This window comes from Sphingomonas nostoxanthinifaciens (assembly GCF_019930585.1).
GTDB lineage: Bacteria > Pseudomonadota > Alphaproteobacteria > Sphingomonadales > Sphingomonadaceae > Sphingomonas_I > Sphingomonas_I nostoxanthinifaciens.
Window position 1 is genome coordinate 31,175 of record NZ_CP082839.1, and the last position, 19,124, is coordinate 50,298.

Annotated in this window: 17 protein-coding genes; 7 read left to right on the forward strand and 10 right to left on the reverse strand. The window is 68.5% G+C overall.

Features of this window, described 5'->3' with window-relative positions; translation table 11 throughout:
• Positions 1-47: 47 nt before the first annotated feature.
• Positions 48-860, reverse strand: a complete 813-nt coding sequence (locus K8P63_RS00120; protein ID WP_223797872.1) for a LytTR family DNA-binding domain-containing protein — start codon at positions 858-860, stop codon at positions 48-50.
• Between the two features lie 159 nt (positions 861-1,019).
• Between K8P63_RS00120 and K8P63_RS00125 the strand changes: the two genes are divergently transcribed.
• From K8P63_RS00125 to K8P63_RS00135, 3 genes are all read left to right on the forward strand, one after another.
• Positions 1,020-1,904 (forward strand): FkbM family methyltransferase, encoded by an 885-nt coding sequence (locus K8P63_RS00125; RefSeq protein ID WP_223797873.1) that lies wholly within the window; start codon positions 1,020-1,022, stop codon positions 1,902-1,904.
• Positions 1,901-2,947, forward strand: coding sequence for a radical SAM/SPASM domain-containing protein (locus tag K8P63_RS00130; protein ID WP_223797874.1), 1,047 nt, complete (start codon positions 1,901-1,903; stop codon positions 2,945-2,947). The genes K8P63_RS00125 and K8P63_RS00130 overlap by 4 nt, the downstream gene beginning before the upstream one ends.
• 144 nt (positions 2,948-3,091) lie before the next feature.
• Entirely contained in the window at positions 3,092-4,495 is a 1,404-nt protein-coding gene (locus K8P63_RS00135; protein WP_223799903.1) for an alginate export family protein, read from the forward strand.
• A 379-nt stretch (positions 4,496-4,874) separates the two neighbouring features.
• On the opposite strand, the gene K8P63_RS00140 is transcribed toward K8P63_RS00135, so the two are convergent.
• Complete coding sequence (locus tag K8P63_RS00140) at positions 4,875-6,452, reverse strand: amidohydrolase (protein ID WP_223797875.1); 1,578 nt, start codon at positions 6,450-6,452, stop codon at positions 4,875-4,877.
• Positions 6,453-6,588: 136 nt separating this feature from the next.
• Here K8P63_RS00140 and K8P63_RS00145 point away from each other — a divergent pair, with 136 nt between their 5' ends.
• The gene (locus tag K8P63_RS00145) at positions 6,589-7,071 is read left to right on the forward strand and encodes a DUF4142 domain-containing protein (RefSeq protein WP_223797876.1); all 483 of its coding nucleotides are present in this window, start codon (positions 6,589-6,591) and stop codon (positions 7,069-7,071) included.
• Between the two features lie 122 nt (positions 7,072-7,193).
• On the opposite strand, the gene K8P63_RS00150 is transcribed toward K8P63_RS00145, so the two are convergent.
• The 3 genes from K8P63_RS00150 to K8P63_RS00160 all read right to left on the reverse strand — a co-directional run bounded on the left by K8P63_RS00150 (position 7,194) and on the right by K8P63_RS00160 (position 10,382).
• Positions 7,194-8,510: a cystathionine gamma-synthase family protein gene (locus K8P63_RS00150; protein ID WP_223797877.1), complete on the reverse strand. Its 1,317-nt coding sequence runs from the start codon at positions 8,508-8,510 to the stop codon at positions 7,194-7,196.
• 194 nt (positions 8,511-8,704) lie between these two features.
• Positions 8,705-9,007 carry a DUF3297 family protein gene (locus tag K8P63_RS00155; RefSeq protein ID WP_223797878.1) on the reverse strand — a complete coding sequence of 101 codons (303 nt, stop codon included), beginning with the start codon at positions 9,005-9,007 and terminating at the stop codon, positions 8,705-8,707.
• Positions 9,008-9,053: 46 nt separating this feature from the next.
• On the reverse strand, positions 9,054-10,382 hold the full coding sequence (locus K8P63_RS00160) for a dihydroorotase (protein WP_223797879.1): 1,329 nt from the start codon (positions 10,380-10,382) through the stop codon (positions 9,054-9,056).
• Positions 10,383-10,429: 47 nt separating this feature from the next.
• Between K8P63_RS00160 and ygfZ the strand changes: the two genes are divergently transcribed.
• A complete protein-coding gene (gene ygfZ / locus K8P63_RS00165; protein WP_223799904.1) occupies positions 10,430-11,164 on the forward strand; it encodes a CAF17-like 4Fe-4S cluster assembly/insertion protein YgfZ in 735 nt (244 codons plus the stop codon).
• A gap of 186 nt (positions 11,165-11,350) precedes the next feature.
• A complete protein-coding gene (locus K8P63_RS00170) occupies positions 11,351-12,100 on the forward strand; it encodes a PEPxxWA-CTERM sorting domain-containing protein (RefSeq protein ID WP_223797880.1) in 750 nt (249 codons plus the stop codon).
• Between the two features lie 108 nt (positions 12,101-12,208).
• On the opposite strand, the gene K8P63_RS00175 is transcribed toward K8P63_RS00170, so the two are convergent.
• On the reverse strand, positions 12,209-12,652 hold the full coding sequence (locus tag K8P63_RS00175) for a winged helix-turn-helix transcriptional regulator (RefSeq protein ID WP_223797881.1): 444 nt from the start codon (positions 12,650-12,652) through the stop codon (positions 12,209-12,211).
• Positions 12,653-12,721: 69 nt separating this feature from the next.
• On the opposite strand from K8P63_RS00175, the gene K8P63_RS00180 reads away from it, so the two are divergent.
• Complete coding sequence (locus tag K8P63_RS00180; RefSeq protein ID WP_223797882.1) at positions 12,722-13,531, forward strand: SDR family NAD(P)-dependent oxidoreductase; 810 nt, start codon at positions 12,722-12,724, stop codon at positions 13,529-13,531.
• Positions 13,532-13,640: 109 nt separating this feature from the next.
• Here the strand turns inward: K8P63_RS00180 and acnA are convergent, their stop codons facing one another.
• The 4 genes from acnA to K8P63_RS00200 all read right to left on the reverse strand — a co-directional run bounded on the left by acnA (position 13,641) and on the right by K8P63_RS00200 (position 19,123).
• A complete protein-coding gene (gene acnA, locus K8P63_RS00185) occupies positions 13,641-16,325 on the reverse strand; it encodes an aconitate hydratase AcnA (RefSeq protein ID WP_223797883.1) in 2,685 nt (894 codons plus the stop codon).
• 89 nt (positions 16,326-16,414) lie between these two features.
• The gene (locus K8P63_RS00190) at positions 16,415-17,947 is read right to left on the reverse strand and encodes a methyl-accepting chemotaxis protein (protein ID WP_223797884.1); all 1,533 of its coding nucleotides are present in this window, start codon (positions 17,945-17,947) and stop codon (positions 16,415-16,417) included.
• Positions 17,944-18,252 carry a hypothetical protein gene (locus tag K8P63_RS00195; protein WP_223797885.1) on the reverse strand — a complete coding sequence of 103 codons (309 nt, stop codon included), beginning with the start codon at positions 18,250-18,252 and terminating at the stop codon, positions 17,944-17,946. Before K8P63_RS00195 ends, K8P63_RS00190 begins: the two co-directional genes overlap by 4 nt.
• Positions 18,253-18,307: 55 nt before the next feature.
• Entirely contained in the window at positions 18,308-19,123 is an 816-nt protein-coding gene (locus K8P63_RS00200; protein ID WP_223797886.1) for a transglutaminase family protein, read from the reverse strand.
• Position 19,124 lies beyond the last annotated feature (1 nt).

The following is a 19,124-nucleotide window of genomic DNA, read 5'->3' on the forward strand; positions in this document are numbered from 1 at the left end:
GACCGGGATGTAGGAACGACGCGGGCCGGATGCCAGCGGCGGGGTGGTCAGGCGAGCGTCATCGTCCCCGTGTCGGATCGCGCGCGCGGCGTTGCGTCGATCAGTCCGCGCGCCTTGACCGCCGCCACCTTGTTGCGCGCCACCGGTACCCTCAGGCCGTTGGCGAGGATCAGGACGAGCGAGCGGCCCTCCGCCGTCCAGTCGGTCACCGCGCGATCGGCGACCCACCACGAGCGGTGGACCTGGATGCCGCGCTGCCCACCCGCGGCCTGGATCGCCTGTTGCATCGACATCAGGTGCAGCGCCGACCAGTCCGACAGGTGGATGCGGACATGGTGGTCCTCCATCTGCAGGCACAAAGCGAGTTCGAGCAGGTGGGTGGGCAAAGCCGGCTCGGTGTCCGGACGGGCCGCCACTTCGGACCGAGGCTCGGTGCCGGCCGCGGCCGGCTGCGACGCCGCCAGGCGCGCGATCGCCGCCGTCGCCGGGAAGACCACCAGCACCGACAGGCCGTAATATTCGAGCGCGGCCACGCCCGAGGCGTGGACCGGCCAGAACAGGTGGCAGCCGAGCGCGGCCAGCGCGGCGATCGGCAGGCAGGCGACGAGCAGCCCCGCCGCCGCCGTGAAGCGCTGTGGAAAGCCCAAGCGCCGGCCGGCACGCCGCGCCGCCGCCAGCATCAGCCAGACGATCACGCTGCCGATCCAGAACAATATCGTCCAATAGATGGTGCGCGTGAACAGGTTGGCGGGATAGCTTCCGAACGGGCCGGCCAGCCCGCAGCCGATGCCGAACAACGTCGCCCAGCTCAGGATCCGCGCCCACTTCGTCGGGTTCAGGGCATCGTCGTCGGGCAGCATGGCGTTAACAATGCAGGGCGGCGATGACGCTTTCAAGGCCGAAGACGCCGGCGAAACGACGCCATGCCCGCTCGCCCGTTCGCCCGTTCGCGAAGTCGGCATCGCACGGCGAAGACCGCTGTGGCTTGGCACGCCTTCAATCTTTCGAGAGCGGGTGCGATGGCGTTTCTGAAGACGATCCGACGGCTGGCGCGGCATGCCCGGCCGCCGGTGGGGGCCGGCGGGGCGGATGCGCGCAGCACCGCAATCTATATCGGCGACAATCGCCTGCTGGTCGGCACGACGATCGGGCGCGAGCGCTATGCCTTCTACACTGAGGCGGACGATCGGTTGCTGACGCCGTGGTTCGCGCTGACCGGCTGCCACGAAGCCAATGTCACGGCATTCTTCCTCAAGCATTTGCGGCGCGACAGCCATTGCCTCGATGTCGGATCGAATTTCGGTTATTTCCTCAACATCATGGCGCGGACGTGCCGTGACGGGCACGTGATCGCGGTCGAACCCGACCGCGAGCTCGCGGCGATCGCGCAGGACAATCTGTTCCTCAACGGGGTGCACGAGCGAGCGACGGTCGTGCGCGCGGCGGTCGCCGATCGCGCGGGCGAGGTGACGCTGCACCGACGCGAATATCGCTCGGGCAATACCAGCATGATCGCGGTCGACCAGCATTTCACCGATTACCTCAACGAGCCGCCGGCATTGCCGTTCGCGGTGCCGAGCCTGACGATCGACATGCTGGCCGAGCGGCTGGGCGGCCGCGTCGACTTCATCAAGATCGATGTCGAGGGCGCGGAGCCGATGGCGCTTGCGGGGGCCAGCGGCACGATCGCGCGCAATCCGGGGATCGTCATCGTGATGGAATGGTCGCCGGGGCAGATCGCGGCGGTCGGGCATCCGGTCGCGGCCTTCGTCGACCAGATCTGGGCGCTGGAGCTGCAGGCCTTCCGGCTCGTCCGCGAGCGGGAGGTGCCGCTCACCCCGGCCGAACTGGTGGCGCTGCCCTACGAAAGCGCCGTCATCCTGCGTCGGCGAAACGTCGCGTGATTCCGGCCGGGGGCTGGCGAAAGGTCGTGCGGTGGGCGGCCTATGGCGTCGCGGCGCGCGTTCGCCCGGACGATCGGTTCGTCCAGCGCCGGCTGCGCGTGCTGCGCCCGCGCCGCTTAGGCGAGCGCACGGCGCTGCGCGCCGTCGCGATCGGCACGACCGGCCTGTGCAACGCATCGTGTATCCACTGCCCGACGGGCAAGGCGATCACGGCGCACGTCCCGCGGACGCCCATGGACATGGCGCTGTTCCGCGGCATCGTCGATACGATCTTCGATCAGGGATGGTCGGTGGGCAGCATGCATTTCGGCCTGTTCGGCGACGGCCTCGTCGATCCGTCGATCGTCGAGCGATGCCGTTACGCCCGCGAGCGGCTTCCGGACATCATGCTCGACGTCAACACCAACGGCGCGGCATTCGATCCGGGCCGGCATGCCGCCTTGGCCGACCATGTCTCGTTGGTCACGCTCCACTGCGAATCGATCCGCGCGGACACCTATGACCGGCTGATGGCGCCGCTGCGCCTGAAGAACGTCTTCCCCAAATATGCCCCCTTTTTCGATGCCTTTCCCGGCAAGGTCCGCGTCAGTATCCCGGTGAGCCGGCTCAATCTGGGCGAACTCGACGACCTGCGCGGTCACTTCCTCGCGCAGGGCGCGCGCGAGGTGGTGTTCGATCCGCTCGGCAGCCGCTGCACCGAGGACCAGACCCTGTTCCGCCAACTCGCGCTCGCGCCCGTCGAGATACGCTGCACGCCCGATATCATGGACGACCTCATCGTCGACTGCGACGGCATGGTGCTCGCCTGCTGCCAGGATTTCGAGCGGCGCACGCCGATCGGCGACGTGAGCGCCGGCGGCCTCGTCGCCGCGCTGGCCGACCCACGACGCGACGCGTTCCGGCGCATGCTCGACGAAGGGCGTCATCACGCGGCGCCGACCTGCAGCCGCTGCAATGGCGACGCGCGGACCCCCGATTTCCCGTTCGATATCCTGTCCACGATGCCGGCCGTGCAGCGGCAGAACGACGTCGCCGGGGCCTGATCCCCCAGTCCTGCTCGCTCGGCCGGATCGGTTCTACGTGGATTTACCGTATATTACGCAATTGTCCCTAAGCGGAACCAATGTCGTCCGCTCGCCGCCACAATCTGGCGGCCTTGGATCGGTCCGGGGGGATCATCATTGCCTATGTCATGCGAGCGTCGCTCGAACGGGATCATTTTCGGCGCGGCCGGAACGGCGCTCGCTTTGCTGCTCGCGCCGGCCGGCGCGCGCGCTGCCGAGCCCAATCCATTGCTCGCCGCGGTCGGCGCGCCCGACGATTTGACGCTGACCGCGTCGGTGCGCTCGCGCGGTGAATATATCGCCGGCCAGTTCCGTCCCGCGACCGCGACCGAGGATGCGGCATGGTCGCTGCGCACCGATATCCTCGCCGATTATCACCCCGGCATCTGGCGGTTCGGCGTCGAGGTCCGCGATTCGCGTGCCTATGGCGAGCGCCACAATTCGTCGGTGGGGACGAGCGAGGTCGACACGCTGGAGCCGTTGCAGGCCTATGTCGGGCTCGATCTGCGCGACCTTGGCGGCAAGGGCACCGAATCCATCGTCACGGCGGGCAGGTTCACGATCGATCTGGGGTCGGGTCGTCTGGTCGGCCGGCCGGATTATCCCAACAGCGTCAACAGCTTCACCGGCGCATCGTTCGACTGGCGCGATCGCGGCGGTGATCGGCTGTTCGCATTCTGGTCGATGCCCAGCACGCGCCTGCCGAGCGCCGCCGACGACATCCAGGATAACAAGCCCGAATTCGATCGCGCACGCACCGGACTGCAATTCTATGGCGCAGACCTGACCAAGACCCGGCTGCCCGGCGATGTCGCGCTCGAAGGCTACGTCTTCAAGCTGGCGGAAGAGGATGCCCCCTATCAGGCGACGAAGAAGCGCCACCTGCTCACCTATGGCGGACGCCTGTTCCGCAAGGCCCAGCCCGGCCGGTTCGATTTCGAACTGGAGGCGGTACGCCAGACCGGCCACGAACATGCCACCACCGCGGCGACCGATCGCGTCGTGCTGCCGGTGCGGGCTTATTATGTCCATGCCGAGGTCGGGCGGAAGTTCCAGATCGCATGGTCGCCGCGCATATCGGTGCAGGGCAGCCTTGCCACCGGCGACGATGCCGATCCGAAGCGGATCACGCGCTTCGACACGCTCTATGGTGCGACGCGGATCGATTTCGGGCCGAGCGGGCTGTACGGGCCGCTCACCCGCTCCAACCTGCGCTCGCTCGGGCTGCGGTTCGAGGCGACGCCGAGCAAGCGGGTCGACTGGTTCGTGATGGCGCGGTCCTTATGGCTCGATCAGCCGACCGACAGCTTTGCGGCGACGGGCGTGCGCGACAAGACCGGCCGTTCGGGCACCTATGCCGGCGCGCAGGTGGAGGGACGGGTCCGTTACTGGCTGGTGCCGCGGCTGCTCCACACCGATATCGGCGGAGCGCTGCTGGCCAAGGGGCGCTTCCTTCAGGATGCGCCCAACGCGCCCGCCACCGGCAGCACGCGCTATCTGTTCGTCGACGTGCAGGTCGATCTGTAGGACGCCGGGCCACCGGCGGAGGCGGGTGGCCCTACGTCATGATCAGCGTGCGGCGTTCAGCGCCCGGCGCCGGGTTCCGGCTCGGGCGGCTTGCGCTGGCCGGTCTGCGCGACGCGCTTGACGAGTTTCAGGTCGCTCTTGTTGCAGCCGGTCGGCCAGAAGGCATCACGCGCCATTTCTCTCTCCTATAGCGCGATGACTCTAGGCACATCGTCGCGGGGCAATAATGCCTTCTGGGCGATGATCTGACAAGAGAGCCTTAATTGCTGCATCGCAATACTGATCCGAAGCGGATCGCAGTCCCGCAAATACTCGCTGCATTCGCGACATGGCAGGGCAGATCATGCGATCCTGCCGCCATGTCGCTGCAACGCACTGTCTATTTGGCGGCGGTGACGGTCGGCCATTTGATGCCGAGCTGGTCGAGATAGGACGGATATTTGGCCGAGTCGTAATAAAGCGGCTCCATCTTCGGCCGCATCTCGCGCATCGTCTTCTCGTTCAGCCAGATCGCCGGTTTCTCGAGGATCGGCGCATACGTGTCGGTCTTGAGCTGGACCTCGGTGAAATAGGTTTTCGCGTCCGCCAGCACCTTGGGCGTGGTCATCAGGTCGAGCACGGTGGTCGCCACCGCCTTGGCGCCTGCGACCGCGCCCTTGTGCGCGATCGGCGTCGCCATCGACATGGCCGACAGCACGTTGTGGCCGATCATGTTGGGGATGTTCGACGGGAAGCGGATGGTGATGGTCGGCACCGTCCACATGACGTCACCGATATCGTCCGATCCGCCGCCGATCGAGCGCTCGCGATTCTCCGGCGTGGAGAGCGGCGTCACCTTGTCCTTGAGCGGCTCGACCTTGCGATGGTTGGTCTCCTGCACCGCCTTGGTGAAGGCCTGGTCCGACGCATCCCACTTCGGCATGCCGATCTTCGCGATGTTGGCGAAGGCGGCTTCGGCGAGCGGCTTGTTGCCGAAATTGGGCGCGGCATAGCCGAGGATGTGATGCTCGACGGTGGTGTCGGTCTCCTTCGCCGCGGCCTCGGCGGTGGTGTTGCCGATGTCGTACATCGACTTGACCGCGCCGAACGTCCGATCGCGGAAATAATACCAGACCGAGGCGGTCGCCGGCACGACGTTCGGCTGATCGCCGCCGTTGGTGATGACGTAATGCGAGCGCTGGGTGACCGGCAGATGCTCGCGCCGGAAGTTCCAGGCGGTGTCCATCAGCTCGACCCCGTCGAGCGCGCTATGCCCTTCCCACGGCATGCCGGCCGCGTGCGCGGTCTTGCCGTGGAAGGTATATTCGACCGAGATCGCGGCATTCTGTCCGAGATCGCCATAGGCGACCGAGAAATCGCTGGAGACGTGGGTGAAGATGCAGGCGTCGACGCCCTTGAACAGCCCCGCGCGCACATAATAGGCCTTGGAGCCGAGCAGTTCCTCCGCGACGCCGGGCCACACCATCAGCCGGCCGGCGATATGGTTCTTCTCCATCACGTCCTTGGCAGCGATCGCGGCGGCGACGATCAATGGCATGCCGGCATTGTGCCCCTCGCCATGGCCGGGGGCGCCCGCCACCATCGGCTTGATTTCGGGCGTGCCGGGATATTGCGAGACGCCGAGCAGATCGTCGATGTCGCTGCCGAGCGCGATCAGCGGGCCGCCCGAGCCCCACGTGGCGGTGAAGGCGGTCGGCATGCCGGCGACGCCGCGCGTGACGGTGAAGCCATGCTTTTCGAGGATGTCGGCGAGGTAGGCGGAGGTGCGCACCTCCTGGAAGCCCGGCTCGGCGAAGCTGAACACCTGATCGACCATCACCTGGATCTGTTTGGCCTGCGCATCGACGTCGGCGATCGCCTGCGCCTTCAAAGATGCGCTCGCCGCCGCCTGCGCGGCCGGTGTCAGCAGGCTCGCCGCCGCCAGCGCCGCCGCGATCCGTCGTCCGTTCGTCGTCATGTCGTCAGCCCCTCTTTGCCCTCGCAATCGTATACGCTGGCGGAATGAGGCGCGCGACGCAACGACCGGCGTGCGTGCCCCCCGAACCTTCGGCCCCCTGCCGCGTTGAGAGGCGTCACATACGGGAGAGACGATCATGAAGACCCTGCTTTTCGGCGCCGCCGCGCTGCTGCTCGCCACCACCGCCGCGCAGGCCGCCACGCCGACCCCGGCCGAGTTCGTCGAGAAGGCGGGCGCGTCCGACACGTTCGAGATCGACTCGGCCAAGCTGATGGTGCGCTCGAAGAACCCGACCGTCTCGAAGTTCGCGACCAAGATGATCACCGATCACGCCAAGAGCACGAAGCTGGTCGGCGCCGCCGCGACCGCGGATGGGCTGCCGGCCAAGAAGCCGTCGCTCACCGTCGGCCAGCGCGCCGATCTGACCGCGCTGAAGGCGGTGCCGGCGGGCAAGACCAAGGATGACCTGTACGTGAAGCAGCAGAAAGCGGCGCATGCCGACGCGCTCGCGCTGATGCAGGATTATGCGGCCAACGGCTCGGCCAAGCACCTCAAGATGACCGCCGCGAAGATCGTGCCGGTGGTGCAGATGCACGAGACGATGGTCGACAAGATGTGACGCGGACGGGCGGTGGCTCGACAAGGCCGCCGCCCGGCATCTTCGTCATCCCGGCGCAGGCCGGGATCCAGCCGGCGACCGTCGAATCTGGACCCCGGCTTGCGCCGGGGTGACACGCGCTCCTAGCCCACCTTGGCCAGCGCCTGATCGAAATCGGCGATGAGATCGCCGGCATCCTCGACGCCGATCGAGATGCGGACGAGATTGTCGCCGATGCCGAGCGCGGTCTTGCGCGCGTCGGGCACCGACAGATGCGTCATCGCCGCGGGGTGGCTCGCCAGCGTCTCGGTGCCGCCGAGGCTCACCGCCAGCTTGGCGATGACGAGCGCGTCGAGGAAGGCGAACGCCTCCGTCTCGCCGCCTTTCAGATAGAGCGAGAAGGTCGAGCCCGCGCCGGTGCAGTGGCGGCGGTAGATGTCGGCCTGGCGCGAGCCGTCTTCGAGGAAGGCGAGATAGCCGACATGTTCGACCTTGGGATGGTCGCGCAGGAAGGCGCAGACCTTCGCCGCATTCTCGCCCGCGCGGCTCATGCGCAATTCCAGCGTCTCGAGACTGCGCAGCAGCATCCACGCCGGATGCGGATCGAGGATCGTGCCAATCGTGTTGCGCATCGCGCGCACCGGATCGATCGCCGCCTTGGTGCCGACTAGTCCGCCTGCGACCAGATCGCTATGCCCGCCGGCATATTTGGTGAGGCTGTACACCACCATGTCGGCACCATGCTTCAGCGGCTGCTGCCACAGCGGCCCGAGGAAGGTGTTGTCGATCACGATCGGCGGCCGGGCTTCGTCGAACGCGGCATCGCACGCGGCGGCGACCGCCTCGACGTCGACCAGCGCGTTGGTCGGGTTGGCCGGGCTTTCGAGATAGACCAACGCCACGCGGCCGAGCGCGCGCGCCTGCGCCAGCGCCGCGTCGATCTCGTCGCGCGTGGCTCCCGCGGGAAAATCGACCCATTTCACGCCGAAGCGGCCGAGCACCTTGCCGATCAATGTCTCGGTCGCGGCGTAGAGCGGGGCGGAATGGACGATGACGTCGCCCGGCTGGACCAACGCCAGCAGTACGGTCGCGATCGCCGCCATGCCCGAGCCGAAGGTCAGCGCCTCCTCGGCTTCCTCCCATAGAGCGAGACGATCCTCGAGGATCTCCTGATTGGGGCCGTTGAAGCGCGAATAGACCAGCCCCTCCGCGCCGCCTGGGCGCTTGCCGGTGACGCCCTCGAAGTGGCGCTTGCCCGCGGCGGCGCTCTCGAAGACGTAGGTCGAGGTGAGGAACAATGGCGGCTTGAGCGAGCCTTCGGACAGGCGCGGATCGTAGCCATGGCCCATCATCAGCGTCGCCGCGCTCAATTTGCGGCCGCCGATGGTGGAGGGCTGCTCGCGCGGCCGGCGGCGCGGTTCGCCCCCGGTCAGGTCGGCTTCGGTTTCGCCGTTCGCCATGCTCGTCGCCTTCCGCGCTGCCTCGGGAGCTGCGCGGTAGCACAGGGGGCGAGAGTGGGCGAGGCGGGGGCGGCGGGCCGTTTCGTGGCGCCGGTGGGCGCCGCCGTGCTCCTGCGCAGGCAGGAGCCCAGAGCTTCGGGCGATGGCGCCTGCCATCCTGGGCTCCTGCGTTCGCAGGAGCACGGCGGCGCGACTTATTCGGCCTTGTCCGCGCCGCTCTCGCCTTCGACGGGCGCGTCCGGAGTCGCCGCCGCATCCTTGAAGTATGGCTCGACCGGGCCCGACAGCTTCATCGTCAGCGGATTGCCCTTGCGGTCGCGGCTCTTCGACATTGCGAGGCGCACCCACGCCTCGCTGATGCAATATTCCTCGACGTTGAAGCGCTCGGTGCCCTTGAAGACGATGCCGATGCCGCGCGCGAGCGCGTCGGCGTCATGATAAGGGCTGCGCGGATCGACCGAGAGGCGGTCGGGCGGGGTGGTCGGCTGGTCGGTCATGGCCTGCGCCCATAGCGGCGGTGCGCGCGCGCGTCACGCCTCACCCTCATTCGGACCAGTCGGCGCTGTCGAAGCGGAGCGGACGGCCGTGCGCGGCGGCGGCGAGCTGGCCCTCCCACATCACGCGGCGGCCGCGGATGATCGTGCCGATCGGCCGGCCGGTCAGCTTCATGCCGGTGAAGGGCGACCAGCCGCAGCGCGAGGCGAGCCAGCTTTCCTCGATCGTCCAGCGCGCCTTGAGATCGACCACGGTGAAGTCGGCCGAATAGCCGGCGGCGATCCGCCCGCGCGCGGTGAGCCCGAATACGCGCTGCGGCCCGGCCGAGGTCAGCTCGACCAGCCGCTGCAGCGTGGTGCGGCCATTGGCGACATGATCGAGCAGCAGGGGCAGCAAGGTCTGCACGCCGGGCATGCCGCTCGGGCTGTCGGGATAGGCCTTGGCCTTCTCCTCCTTGGTATGCGGCGCGTGATCGGAGCCGAGCACGTCGGGCACGCCCTGGTTGAGCCAGTGCCACAGCCCGTCGCGATGCGCGCCCGAACGGATCGGCGGGTTCATCTGCGCATAGCTGCCGAGGCGGGGATAGGCGTCCTCGCCGGCGAGCGTCAGGTGCTGCGGCGTCACCTCGCAGGTGGCGATGTCCTTGTTCTGCGCGATATATTCCAGCTCGGCGGGCGTAGTGACGTGGAGAATGTGGATCGGCCGCCGCGCCGCGCGCGCCAGCGCGAGGATGCGCCGCGTCGCCAGCATCGCGCTCTCGTCGTCGCGCCACACCGGATGCGACGACGGATCGCCCGCGACGCGCTCGTTCAGCCGCGCCTGCATGCGCGGCTCGTCCTCGGCATGGATCGCGACCCGGCGGCGGCCCGAGGCGAGCACGCGCGCGAGCTCGCTGTCTTCCGACACCAGCAGGTCGCCGGTCGAGGCGCCCATGAAGATCTTGACCCCGGCGGTGCCCGGCAGCCGCTCCAGCTCGGCGAGCTGGTCGGCATTGGCCGAGGTCGCGCCGACATAGAAAGCATGGTCGCACCACATCCGATCGCGCGCCCGCGCGAGCTTGTCGGCGATCGCCGCGGCCGAATCGGTGTTGGGCTTGGTGTTCGGCATCTCGAACACGGCGGTGACGCCGCCCAGCACGGCGGCGCGGCTGCCGCTCTCCAGATCCTCCTTCGCCTCCAGCCCCGGCTCGCGGAAATGGACCTGGCTGTCGATCACGCCCGGCAGCACCGTCAGCCCGGCGCAATCGATCGTCTCGCCGGCATCGCCGGGCTCGCCGATCGCGACGATGCGGCCGTCGCGCACGCCGACCGAGGTTTCGGCGGGGCCGCCCGGCGTCCACACCGTGCCGTTGACGAGGAGGAGGTCGTAAGTCGGCATCGCGTTTCTCCGTTGGCGTGGCGCGTGTGCGTCCCTACCTCGCGGGCATGGACGCCACCACCCTCACCGATCGCGCACTTGTTCGTCTGTCCGGCGAGGATGTGCGCGGCTTCCTCCAGGGGCTCGTAACGAACGACGTGACCGGCGCGTTGCCGGTATGGGCGGGATTGCTGACCGCGCAGGGCAAGGCGCTGTTCGATTTCATCGTCTGGGCCGACGGCGACGATCTGCTGCTGGATTGCGAGGAGAGCCAGTTCGACGCGCTCGCCCGGCGCCTGACGCTCTATCGCCTGCGCCGCGCGATCACGATCGCGCGCGACGCCGCGCTGGCGGTGCACTGGGCGCCGGCGGGCGATGCGGGCGTGCCCGATCCGCGCCTGCCCGCGCTCGGCCGGCGCTGGATCGCCGCGCCGGGCGAAGCGGCGACCGGCTGGCGCGCGCACCGGCTCGGCCTCGGCGTGACCGAGGGCGTGGCCGAACTCGGATCGGACAAGACGTTGTGGCTGGAAGCGAACGCCGCCGAGCTCAATGGGGTGAGCTTCACCAAGGGCTGTTATGTCGGCCAGGAGAATACCGCGCGGATGAACTGGCGGCAGAAAGTCAACCGCAGGCTGGTGGTGATCCGCGCCGACGCCGATCCGGGCGAGGCGGCGCGCATCTGGTATCCCGATCTCGCACGTGCGGTCGTGCACCGCCGCATCGAGTCTCTGCAATTTGAGGAATCGCTGGTGCGGCCCGAATGGCTGCGATTCGCGCTGAGCGAGGCCGCATCCCCTCAGTGAAAGGGCCGAAGCGGCTACGCTGCTGAAAATCCGCATCAATTTCCGGCCTGTTAACCATCAAACATGGTTAATAATCTGTAAAAGGAGGTTAACGAACCGCTACCCATCTTGCCGCACGTGCAGCATGCCCATAGTGCTTCGGCTGTCGCATCGGGGCGGCGTGTTCAGTTGCTGAAGGGTAACCCCATGAATCGTTTGTTGAGTGGCGCGCTTGCGCTGGGTCTGGCCGCGGTTGCGGCGCTTACGCCGTCGGCGGCATCCGCCACGAGCTTCGACTTCACCAAGTACAGCTCCGGCAACACGTTCACGGTCGACGGCCTGACCGTAAAGGTCACCGCCTGGCACGCCAATGACAGCAACACGAGCGCGAACTCGGTCGACTCGATCTCCGCCGCCACGCTGGGCGTCTACCAGGGCGCCGGCCTCGGCGACCTCTACGGCACCGACAAGGATTCGAACGGCACCCACCAGATCGACAATGTCGGCGGTGGCGCCGATTTCCTGATGCTGCAGTTCAGCCAGGACGTCTCGCTCAACAGCATCAGCCGCAACGTCTATTCGATCAGCGGCGCGACCTGCTGTGACAGCGACGCCGCTTACTGGGGCGACATCGGCAACCTGCTCGGCAGCCCGTCGTCGAGCGCGTCGATCGACCTGACCAAGTATGTGCTCGACGAGTCGACCTTCACGTCGCTCGCGGGCGGCAAGAGCGCCAGCACGACCGCGCTGAGCGACACCGGCCTCGCCTCGGTGTGGCTGGTCTCGGCCGCCTTCAACCAGAGCAACGACGCCTTCAAGCTGTCGGGCATCAGCGTCTCGCCGGCGCCGATCTCTTCCCCGGCTCCCGAGCCGGCCAGCTGGGCGATGATGATCGTCGGCTTCGGCGCGGTGGGCGCGGGCATGCGCAGCCGCCGCCGGACCCTCGCCGCCGCCTGATCGGCCGCGATACGCGATACGGACAGAGGGCCGGCCCCCCAGCGGGGCCGGCCCTTTTCGCATGTCCCGTGTGCGGGGCGGCGAGGCGCTGCCCGGAGCCCGGCGGGCTCAGCCGGCCGTGGGCACCAGCACCTTCACCGCAATCTCCGAGATTGGGCGGCCGGTGGCGCGATCCACGACCACGGCCTCGATTGGCGCGCCGGTCGAGGCATCCACCGTGCGGCTGAGCGGGCCATCGCCGCAATGCTGCCGGCCCCACGCGCCGATGGCCAGCAGGATCGGCAGGAAGTCGCGCCCGCGCGCCGTAATCACATATTCGTCGCGCGGGGGCCGCTCGCTGTAGCGCCGCCGCTCGAGCAGGCCCGCGTCGGTCAACGCCGCCAGGCGGCGGGTCAGGATGTTGGGCGCGATGCCCAGCCCGGTCCGAAACTGATCGAAGCGTGTCCGGCCATAGCCGGCGTCGCGCAGGATCATCATGCTCCACGCATCGCCGACGAGGCTGAGCGCACGGCCGATCGGGCAGGGCCCCTGTGCATGTTTTTCGCTGTCCATTGCACAATGATAGTGACGACACTATCAATATGCAATCGACTCGTGGAGCGAGCCGCAAGGAGATTGAACATGCACGACGACATTACCGGCACGGCGCTCATCACCGGTGCTTCCTCCGGCATCGGCGGGGTCTATGCCGATCGGCTCGCCCGACGCGGCCACGATCTCATTCTCGTCGCGCGGGATGAAGCGCGCCTTGCGAGCATATCCGATCGGCTGAGGAGCGAAACCGGACGCACCGTCGAACTGCTCCGCGCCGACCTCACCGATCCGGCCGACGTCGCCCGCGTCGAACGGCGGTTCGAGAGCGATCCGTCGATCGGTCTGCTGATCAACAATGCCGGCATGTCGCTGAACGGCGGCCTCACCGAAAACGGGGTGGCCGACTATGAGCGCATCATCGCGCTGAACATCACCGCGACCACCCGGCTCGCCGGGGCCGCCGCCAAGGCGTTCGTCGCGCGCGGCCGGGGCGCGATCGTCAACATCGCCTCGGTGCTCGCGCTCGCCCCAGAGCGGTTCGACGGCATCTACAGCGGCACCAAGGCCTATATGCTCAACCTCAGCCAGTCGATGTCGGCGACGCTCGCCGACAAGGGCGTCTACACCCAGGCGGTGATGCCGGGCGCGACGCGGACCGAGATCTGGGCGCGGTCCGGCAAGAACATCGATACTTTGCTGCCGCCCGATTGGGTGATGGAGGTGGACGATCTGGTCGACGCCGCATTGCTCGGGTTCGATCGTCGGGAAATCGTGACGATCCCGCCGCTGGCGGACGAAGGCCAGTGGAACGCGCTGCTGCAAAGCCGGCTGGCAATGGGGCCGTTCCTGTCGCGCCGCGACGTGGCGCCGCGTTATCGCGAGACCGTGGACGCCTGAACGGCAGGCGCGGCGCAGGCCGCGGGCTGCTCCGCAGATAGATGCTACAAAAAGGGCCGGTCGCTTCGCAGCGCCGGCCCTTCCCGTGTTCAGCGATGATGCGCGGCGATCAGGCAGCGAGCTTGCGCAGCACGTAGGGCAGGATGCCGCCGTTGCGGAAGTAATCGAGCTCGTTGACCGTATCGATGCGGCAGCGCGCCTCGAACGTCTCGCTGGTGCCGTCGGCGCGGGTGAGCGTCACCGTCACCATCTGGCGGGGGCGCAGGCTGGCGACGCCCTCGATCGAGAAGCGCTCGCTGCCGTCGAGCTGCAGCGTCTTGCGATCGATGCCCTCGGGGAATTGCAGGGGCAGCACGCCCATGCCGACGAGGTTCGAGCGGTGGATGCGCTCGAAGCTCTCGGCGATCACCGCGCGCACGCCGAGCAGGGTGGTGCCCTTCGCCGCCCAGTCGCGCGACGAGCCGGTGCCATATTCCTTGCCAGCGACGACGACGAGCGCGGTGCCGTCGGCCTTATACTTCTGCGCGGCGTCGTAGATCGCCAGCACCTCGCCCGACGGCACGTACTTGGTCATGCCGCCCTCGATCCCCGGCACCATCTCGTTCTTGATGCGGATGTTGGCGAAGGTGCCGCGCATCATCACTTCGTGGTTGCCGCGGCGCGCGCCGTAGCTGTTGAAGTCGGTCTTGGTGACGCCATGCGCCAGCAGGTAGCGGCCCGCCGGGCTGTCGGCCTTGATCGAGCCGGCCGGCGAGATGTGGTCGGTCGTGATCGAGTCGCCGAGGATGGCGAGCGGCCGCGCATCGACGATGTCGGTGGTCGGCGCCGGGGTCATCCCCATGCCCTCGAAGTAAGGCGGGTTCTGGACGTAGGTGGAAGACGGGTTCCACGTATAGGTGTCCGACCCCTCGATCGTGATGCCGCGCCACTTGCGATCGCCCTCGAACACGTTGGCGTAGCGGGTGCGGTACATCTCGCTGTCGATCACCGAGGTGATGATGTCGGTGATCTCGTGGTTGGTCGGCCAGATGTCCTTGAGCATCACCGGCTTGCCGTCGTCGGAAATGCCGATCGGCGTGGTGGTGATGTCCTCGCGCACCGTGCCCTTGAGCGCATAGGCGACGACCAGGGGCGGCGAGGCGAGGAAGTTGGCGCGCACGTCGGGCGAGACGCGACCCTCGAAGTTGCGGTTGCCCGACAGGACCGAGGCGGCGACGAGATCATTCTCGTTGATCGCCTTGCTGATCGGCGCGGGCAGCGGGCCCGAATTGCCGATGCAGGTCATGCAGCCATAGCCGGTGAGGTTGAAGCCGATCGCGTCGAGATCCTCGGTCAGCTTGGCGCGATCGAGATAATCGGTGACGACCTGGCTGCCCGGCGAGAGCGAGGTCTTGACCCACGGCTTTGGCTTGAGGCCGAGCGCGCGCGCCTTGCGGGCGACGAGGCCGGCGGCGACCAGCACGTTGGGGTTGGAGGTGTTGGTGCAGCTGGTGATCGCGGCGATGACGACATCGCCATGGCCGACGTCATAATCGGTGCCGTCGACGCCCTTGCGCGTGTCGGACTCGCCGGTCTTCTTGTAGCCCTTGACCAGCTCGGTGTTGAAATTGTCGTCGACGTTGGACAGCAGCACCTTGTCCTGCGGGCGCTTCGGGCCGGCGAGGCTCGGCTGCACCGTGCTCATGTCGAGCGCGAGGCTGTCGGTGAAGACCGGATCGGGCAGGTTGGCGTCGCGCCACAGGCCCTGCGCCTTGGCATAGGCCTCGACCAGGTCGATGTGCGTCTCGTCGCGGCCGGTGAGGCGCAGATAGTTGATCGTCGCCTGATCGACCGGGAAGAAGCCGCAGGTCGCGCCATATTCGGGCGCCATGTTGGCGATGGTCGCGCGATCGGCGAGGCTGAGCGCGTCGAGCCCGACGCCGTAAAATTCGACGAAGCGGCCGACCACGCCCTTCTGGCGCAGCATCTGCGTGACCGTCAGCACCAGATCGGTGGCGGTGATACCCTCGGCGAGCGTGCCGGTCAGCTTGAAGCCGACGACCTCGGGGATCAGCATCGAGACCGGCTGGCCGAGCATCGCCGCCTCGGCCTCGATCCCGCCGACGCCCCAGCCGAGCACGCCGAGGCCGTTGACCATCGTCGTGTGGCTGTCGGTGCCGACGCACGTGTCGGGATAGGCGACCTCGAGCCCGTCGGCGCCCTTCGACACCCAGACGGTCTGCGCGAGATGCTCGAGATTCACCTGGTGGCAGATGCCGGTGCCCGGCGGCACCACCTTGAAATTGTCGAGCGCCTTGGAGCCCCAGCGCAGGAACTCATAGCGCTCCATGTTGCGCTGATATTCGATCTCGACATTGTCGGTGAAGGCCTGCGGGCTGCCGAACTCGTCCACCATCACCGAGTGATCGATGACGAGGTGGACGGGGACCAAAGGATTGATCTTCTGCGCGTCGCCGCCGAGCGCGCCCATCGCGTCGCGCATCGCCGCCAGATCGACCACGCAGGGCACGCCGGTGAAATCCTGCATCAGCACGCGCGCCGGGCGATACTGGATCTCGCGCTCCGACGTGCGATCGGTCAGCCACTGGATCATCGCCTTGAGATCGTCGACCGTGACCGTCGTGCCGTCCTCGAAGCGGAGCAGATTCTCGAGCAGCACCTTCATCGAGAAGGGCAGGCGGCTGATGTCGCCCAGCGTCTCGGCCGCCTTGGGCAGCGAGTAATAAGCGAGCGACCGCGCGCCGACGGTGAGCGTGGTGCGGGTGCCGAGCGTATCCTGGCCGACAGCGGTCATGGGCAAAGTCCCTTACTGTGCAAATGCGAAGTGGCGTGCCCTTAGCAAGGGGGTGGGGGTGGGGGAAGGGCGATGCGCCCGCGCATGGCTCAGGCGGCGGCCAGCCCGGCGACGAAGCGCTCGGTCGCGGCGCGCAGCGTGCCGGCGGTGCTGGACAGGCCGCTCGCCGCGCCGGCCACGCGCTCCGACAGGGACTCGGTATCGCGCGCGACGCGGGCGATCTCGTCCATCTGCGCCGCCGTCGCCCGCGCGCCGGTGGCGGCGGCGCGCGCCGCCTCCTCGATCGCGCTCGCGGTGCCACGCTGGTCGCCCACGGTGGCGCGGATCGCCTGCGCGGCATGCGCGAGCTCGGCGACGGTGCCGGCGATGCGCGCCAGCGCGCCGTGCGCCACGTCGGCATCCTGCCGGACCGATCCGGCGAGCGAGCGGATCTCGCCGGTGGCGCCGGCCGCCTGCCCCGCGAGCTGCTTCACCTCGTGCGCCACCACCGCAAAGCCGAGACCCGCCTCGCCGGCGCGCGCCGCCTCGATCGTGGCGTTGAGCGCGAGCAGGTTGGTGCGCGCGGCGATCCGCTGGATCGAGTCGGCGAAGCCGGTGATTGTGGCGGTGCGCTCCGCCAGTTCGGCGACCGCGGCGTGACCGGCGGTGGAGATGCCGCGCGCATCGTCGCTGAGCGCGGCCTGACGATCGGCACCCGAGGCGATCGTCCCGATCGAATGCGACAGATCGTGGATCCGCTCGGCGAGCTGGCCCGCGCCGAGCGAAGCCCGCGCCGCGCCGGCGGCGGTATCGGACGACTGGCGGCTGGCCGCGCTGGCAAGCGCATTGAGCGCGCGCGCCGAGCCGTCGAGCTCGACCGACGCGGCGCTGACCGCGCCGACGATCTCGGCCACCGACGCCTGGAAGCCGTCGGCGAGCGCGAGCATCTCGGCGCGGCGCAGGTCGGCCGACATGCGCTCCAGCCGCTCGCGCTCGCGTCGCTCGGCATCGGCGCGCGCCTCGGCCTCGCCCGCGGCGCGCAACGCCTGGGCGATCTCGTCACGCGCCGCCAGCGCAGCGTCGGCCTGCCCGGCACTGCGGTCCTGCGCCGCCGCCTGATGCAGCAGCAGCGCGCGCATCTGCACCGCCAGATAGCTCAGCACCGCGCATTGCAGCACCACTGCGATTGCGTGGATGCCGACGCGCAGCAGATTGTCGCCGCTGGCAAAGACCCAGCCGGGCGCGACCAGCTCAAGCAACAGATGGTGCACCGCGATCAGCCCCGAGGCGAGCACGATCGGCTTCCAATCGACCAGCAGGGTCAGCCCCGCCAGCGCGACGAAGAAATACATGTGCGCGTCCATCTGCCAGGCATGACCGGCGAGCAGATAGACGCCGAGCGCGGGATGGATCGCCGCGAGCGTCCCAACCACCATCCGCGCGGGCGCGTCGAAACGGCGGCGGCGGAAGACCAGCCAGGTGGGCAGCAGATTGGCGGCGAAGCCGAGCGCGATCGGGGTGGCGCCGTCCGCGCCATGGCGGACGCCGGCGATCAGGATCAGGGTGGCGAGGCACAGCCACGCGGCAAGCACGAGGATGCGCATGCCCTGCATCCGCAAGGCGGCGAGCGGATCGACGATCATGCCGCCGTCGCCCCGCACGGCAACACCGCGGGGAGGATCAGCACGCCTGCGGCGAGCATCGGCCCGGCGAGCCGCGCGCGTTCGCCATAGACGGTGATCGATGCGGGCAGCCGCCCCGGCGCGAGGATGCGCGCGCCGGCGGCGAGCGCCAGCGGCACCATTTGCCCGCGCGCACCGGCCTTGACCGGCACCAGCAGGATCGGACCGTGCGCAGGCGGCAAAGCGGCGAGCAACGCGAACGCCGCCGCCACGCCAGCCAGCTGGATCCAGATCAGTCGGTCGGGACGGCGCGGCGGCTGATCCATAATGAATTCGTATCGGATCGATCTTAGCGGCGCGTAAACGAACTGTAACGGGCGGTCAGTCCTGCGGCGCGGGTTCCGGGCCGACGTGGATGTCGATCGCGAGCGCCTCGCCCCCGCCGCCGACGCGCGCGCCGGAGATCGGCGCGGCCTGATGATAATCAAGCCCGACCGCGACGCGGACATAGCTGGAGGTGGGGCAGCGCCCCTCATGCGCGTCGAAGCCGATCCAGCCATAGCCGGCGACGTAGAGCTCGGCCCAGCCGTGCGCGGCGTGCGCGTCGGCCTCGTAGGGACGATAGAGGTGCCCGGCGACGTAGCGCGCGGGATAGCCGGCGCTGCGCGCGGCGGCGATCAGCAGGTGCGCCGCACCGCGCGGATCGGCCTTGCCCTCGGCGAAGCGCGCGATCGCGCTCTCGTCCACGGCGGGCCCGATGTCGGTGAGCACCAGCCGCTCGTGCAGCGACTCGGCGAGCTGGTGCGCGCCCGACAGCCGCTCGGCCGGCAATTCCAGCGACGCGACGAAATCGGCGATGCCGGCGTCGGCGCGGGTGAGCGGGGTCGACTGGAGATAGAAAGGCGGCGCCAGCGTCTCGGGCGTGCCGGCGATCATCCCGGCGCGATCGTCGGTCAGCACCTCGCCCGCGACGGTGATGGCGATGCGATCGAGCGGCCCGTCGACATAGAGCATCGTCGTCTCGTTGCCGAAGCCGTCGCGCGCGGGCTTCAGCCGCGCATCGCGATCGACCTCGATCGTCCAGGCGACGACGCATTGGCCGGCATGGTTGCCCGGCGTGAGCCGCAGTAGCTGGACGAGGCGCGATTGCGGCTCGCTGAAGCGGTATTCGGTACGATGGACGACATGCAGGCGCATC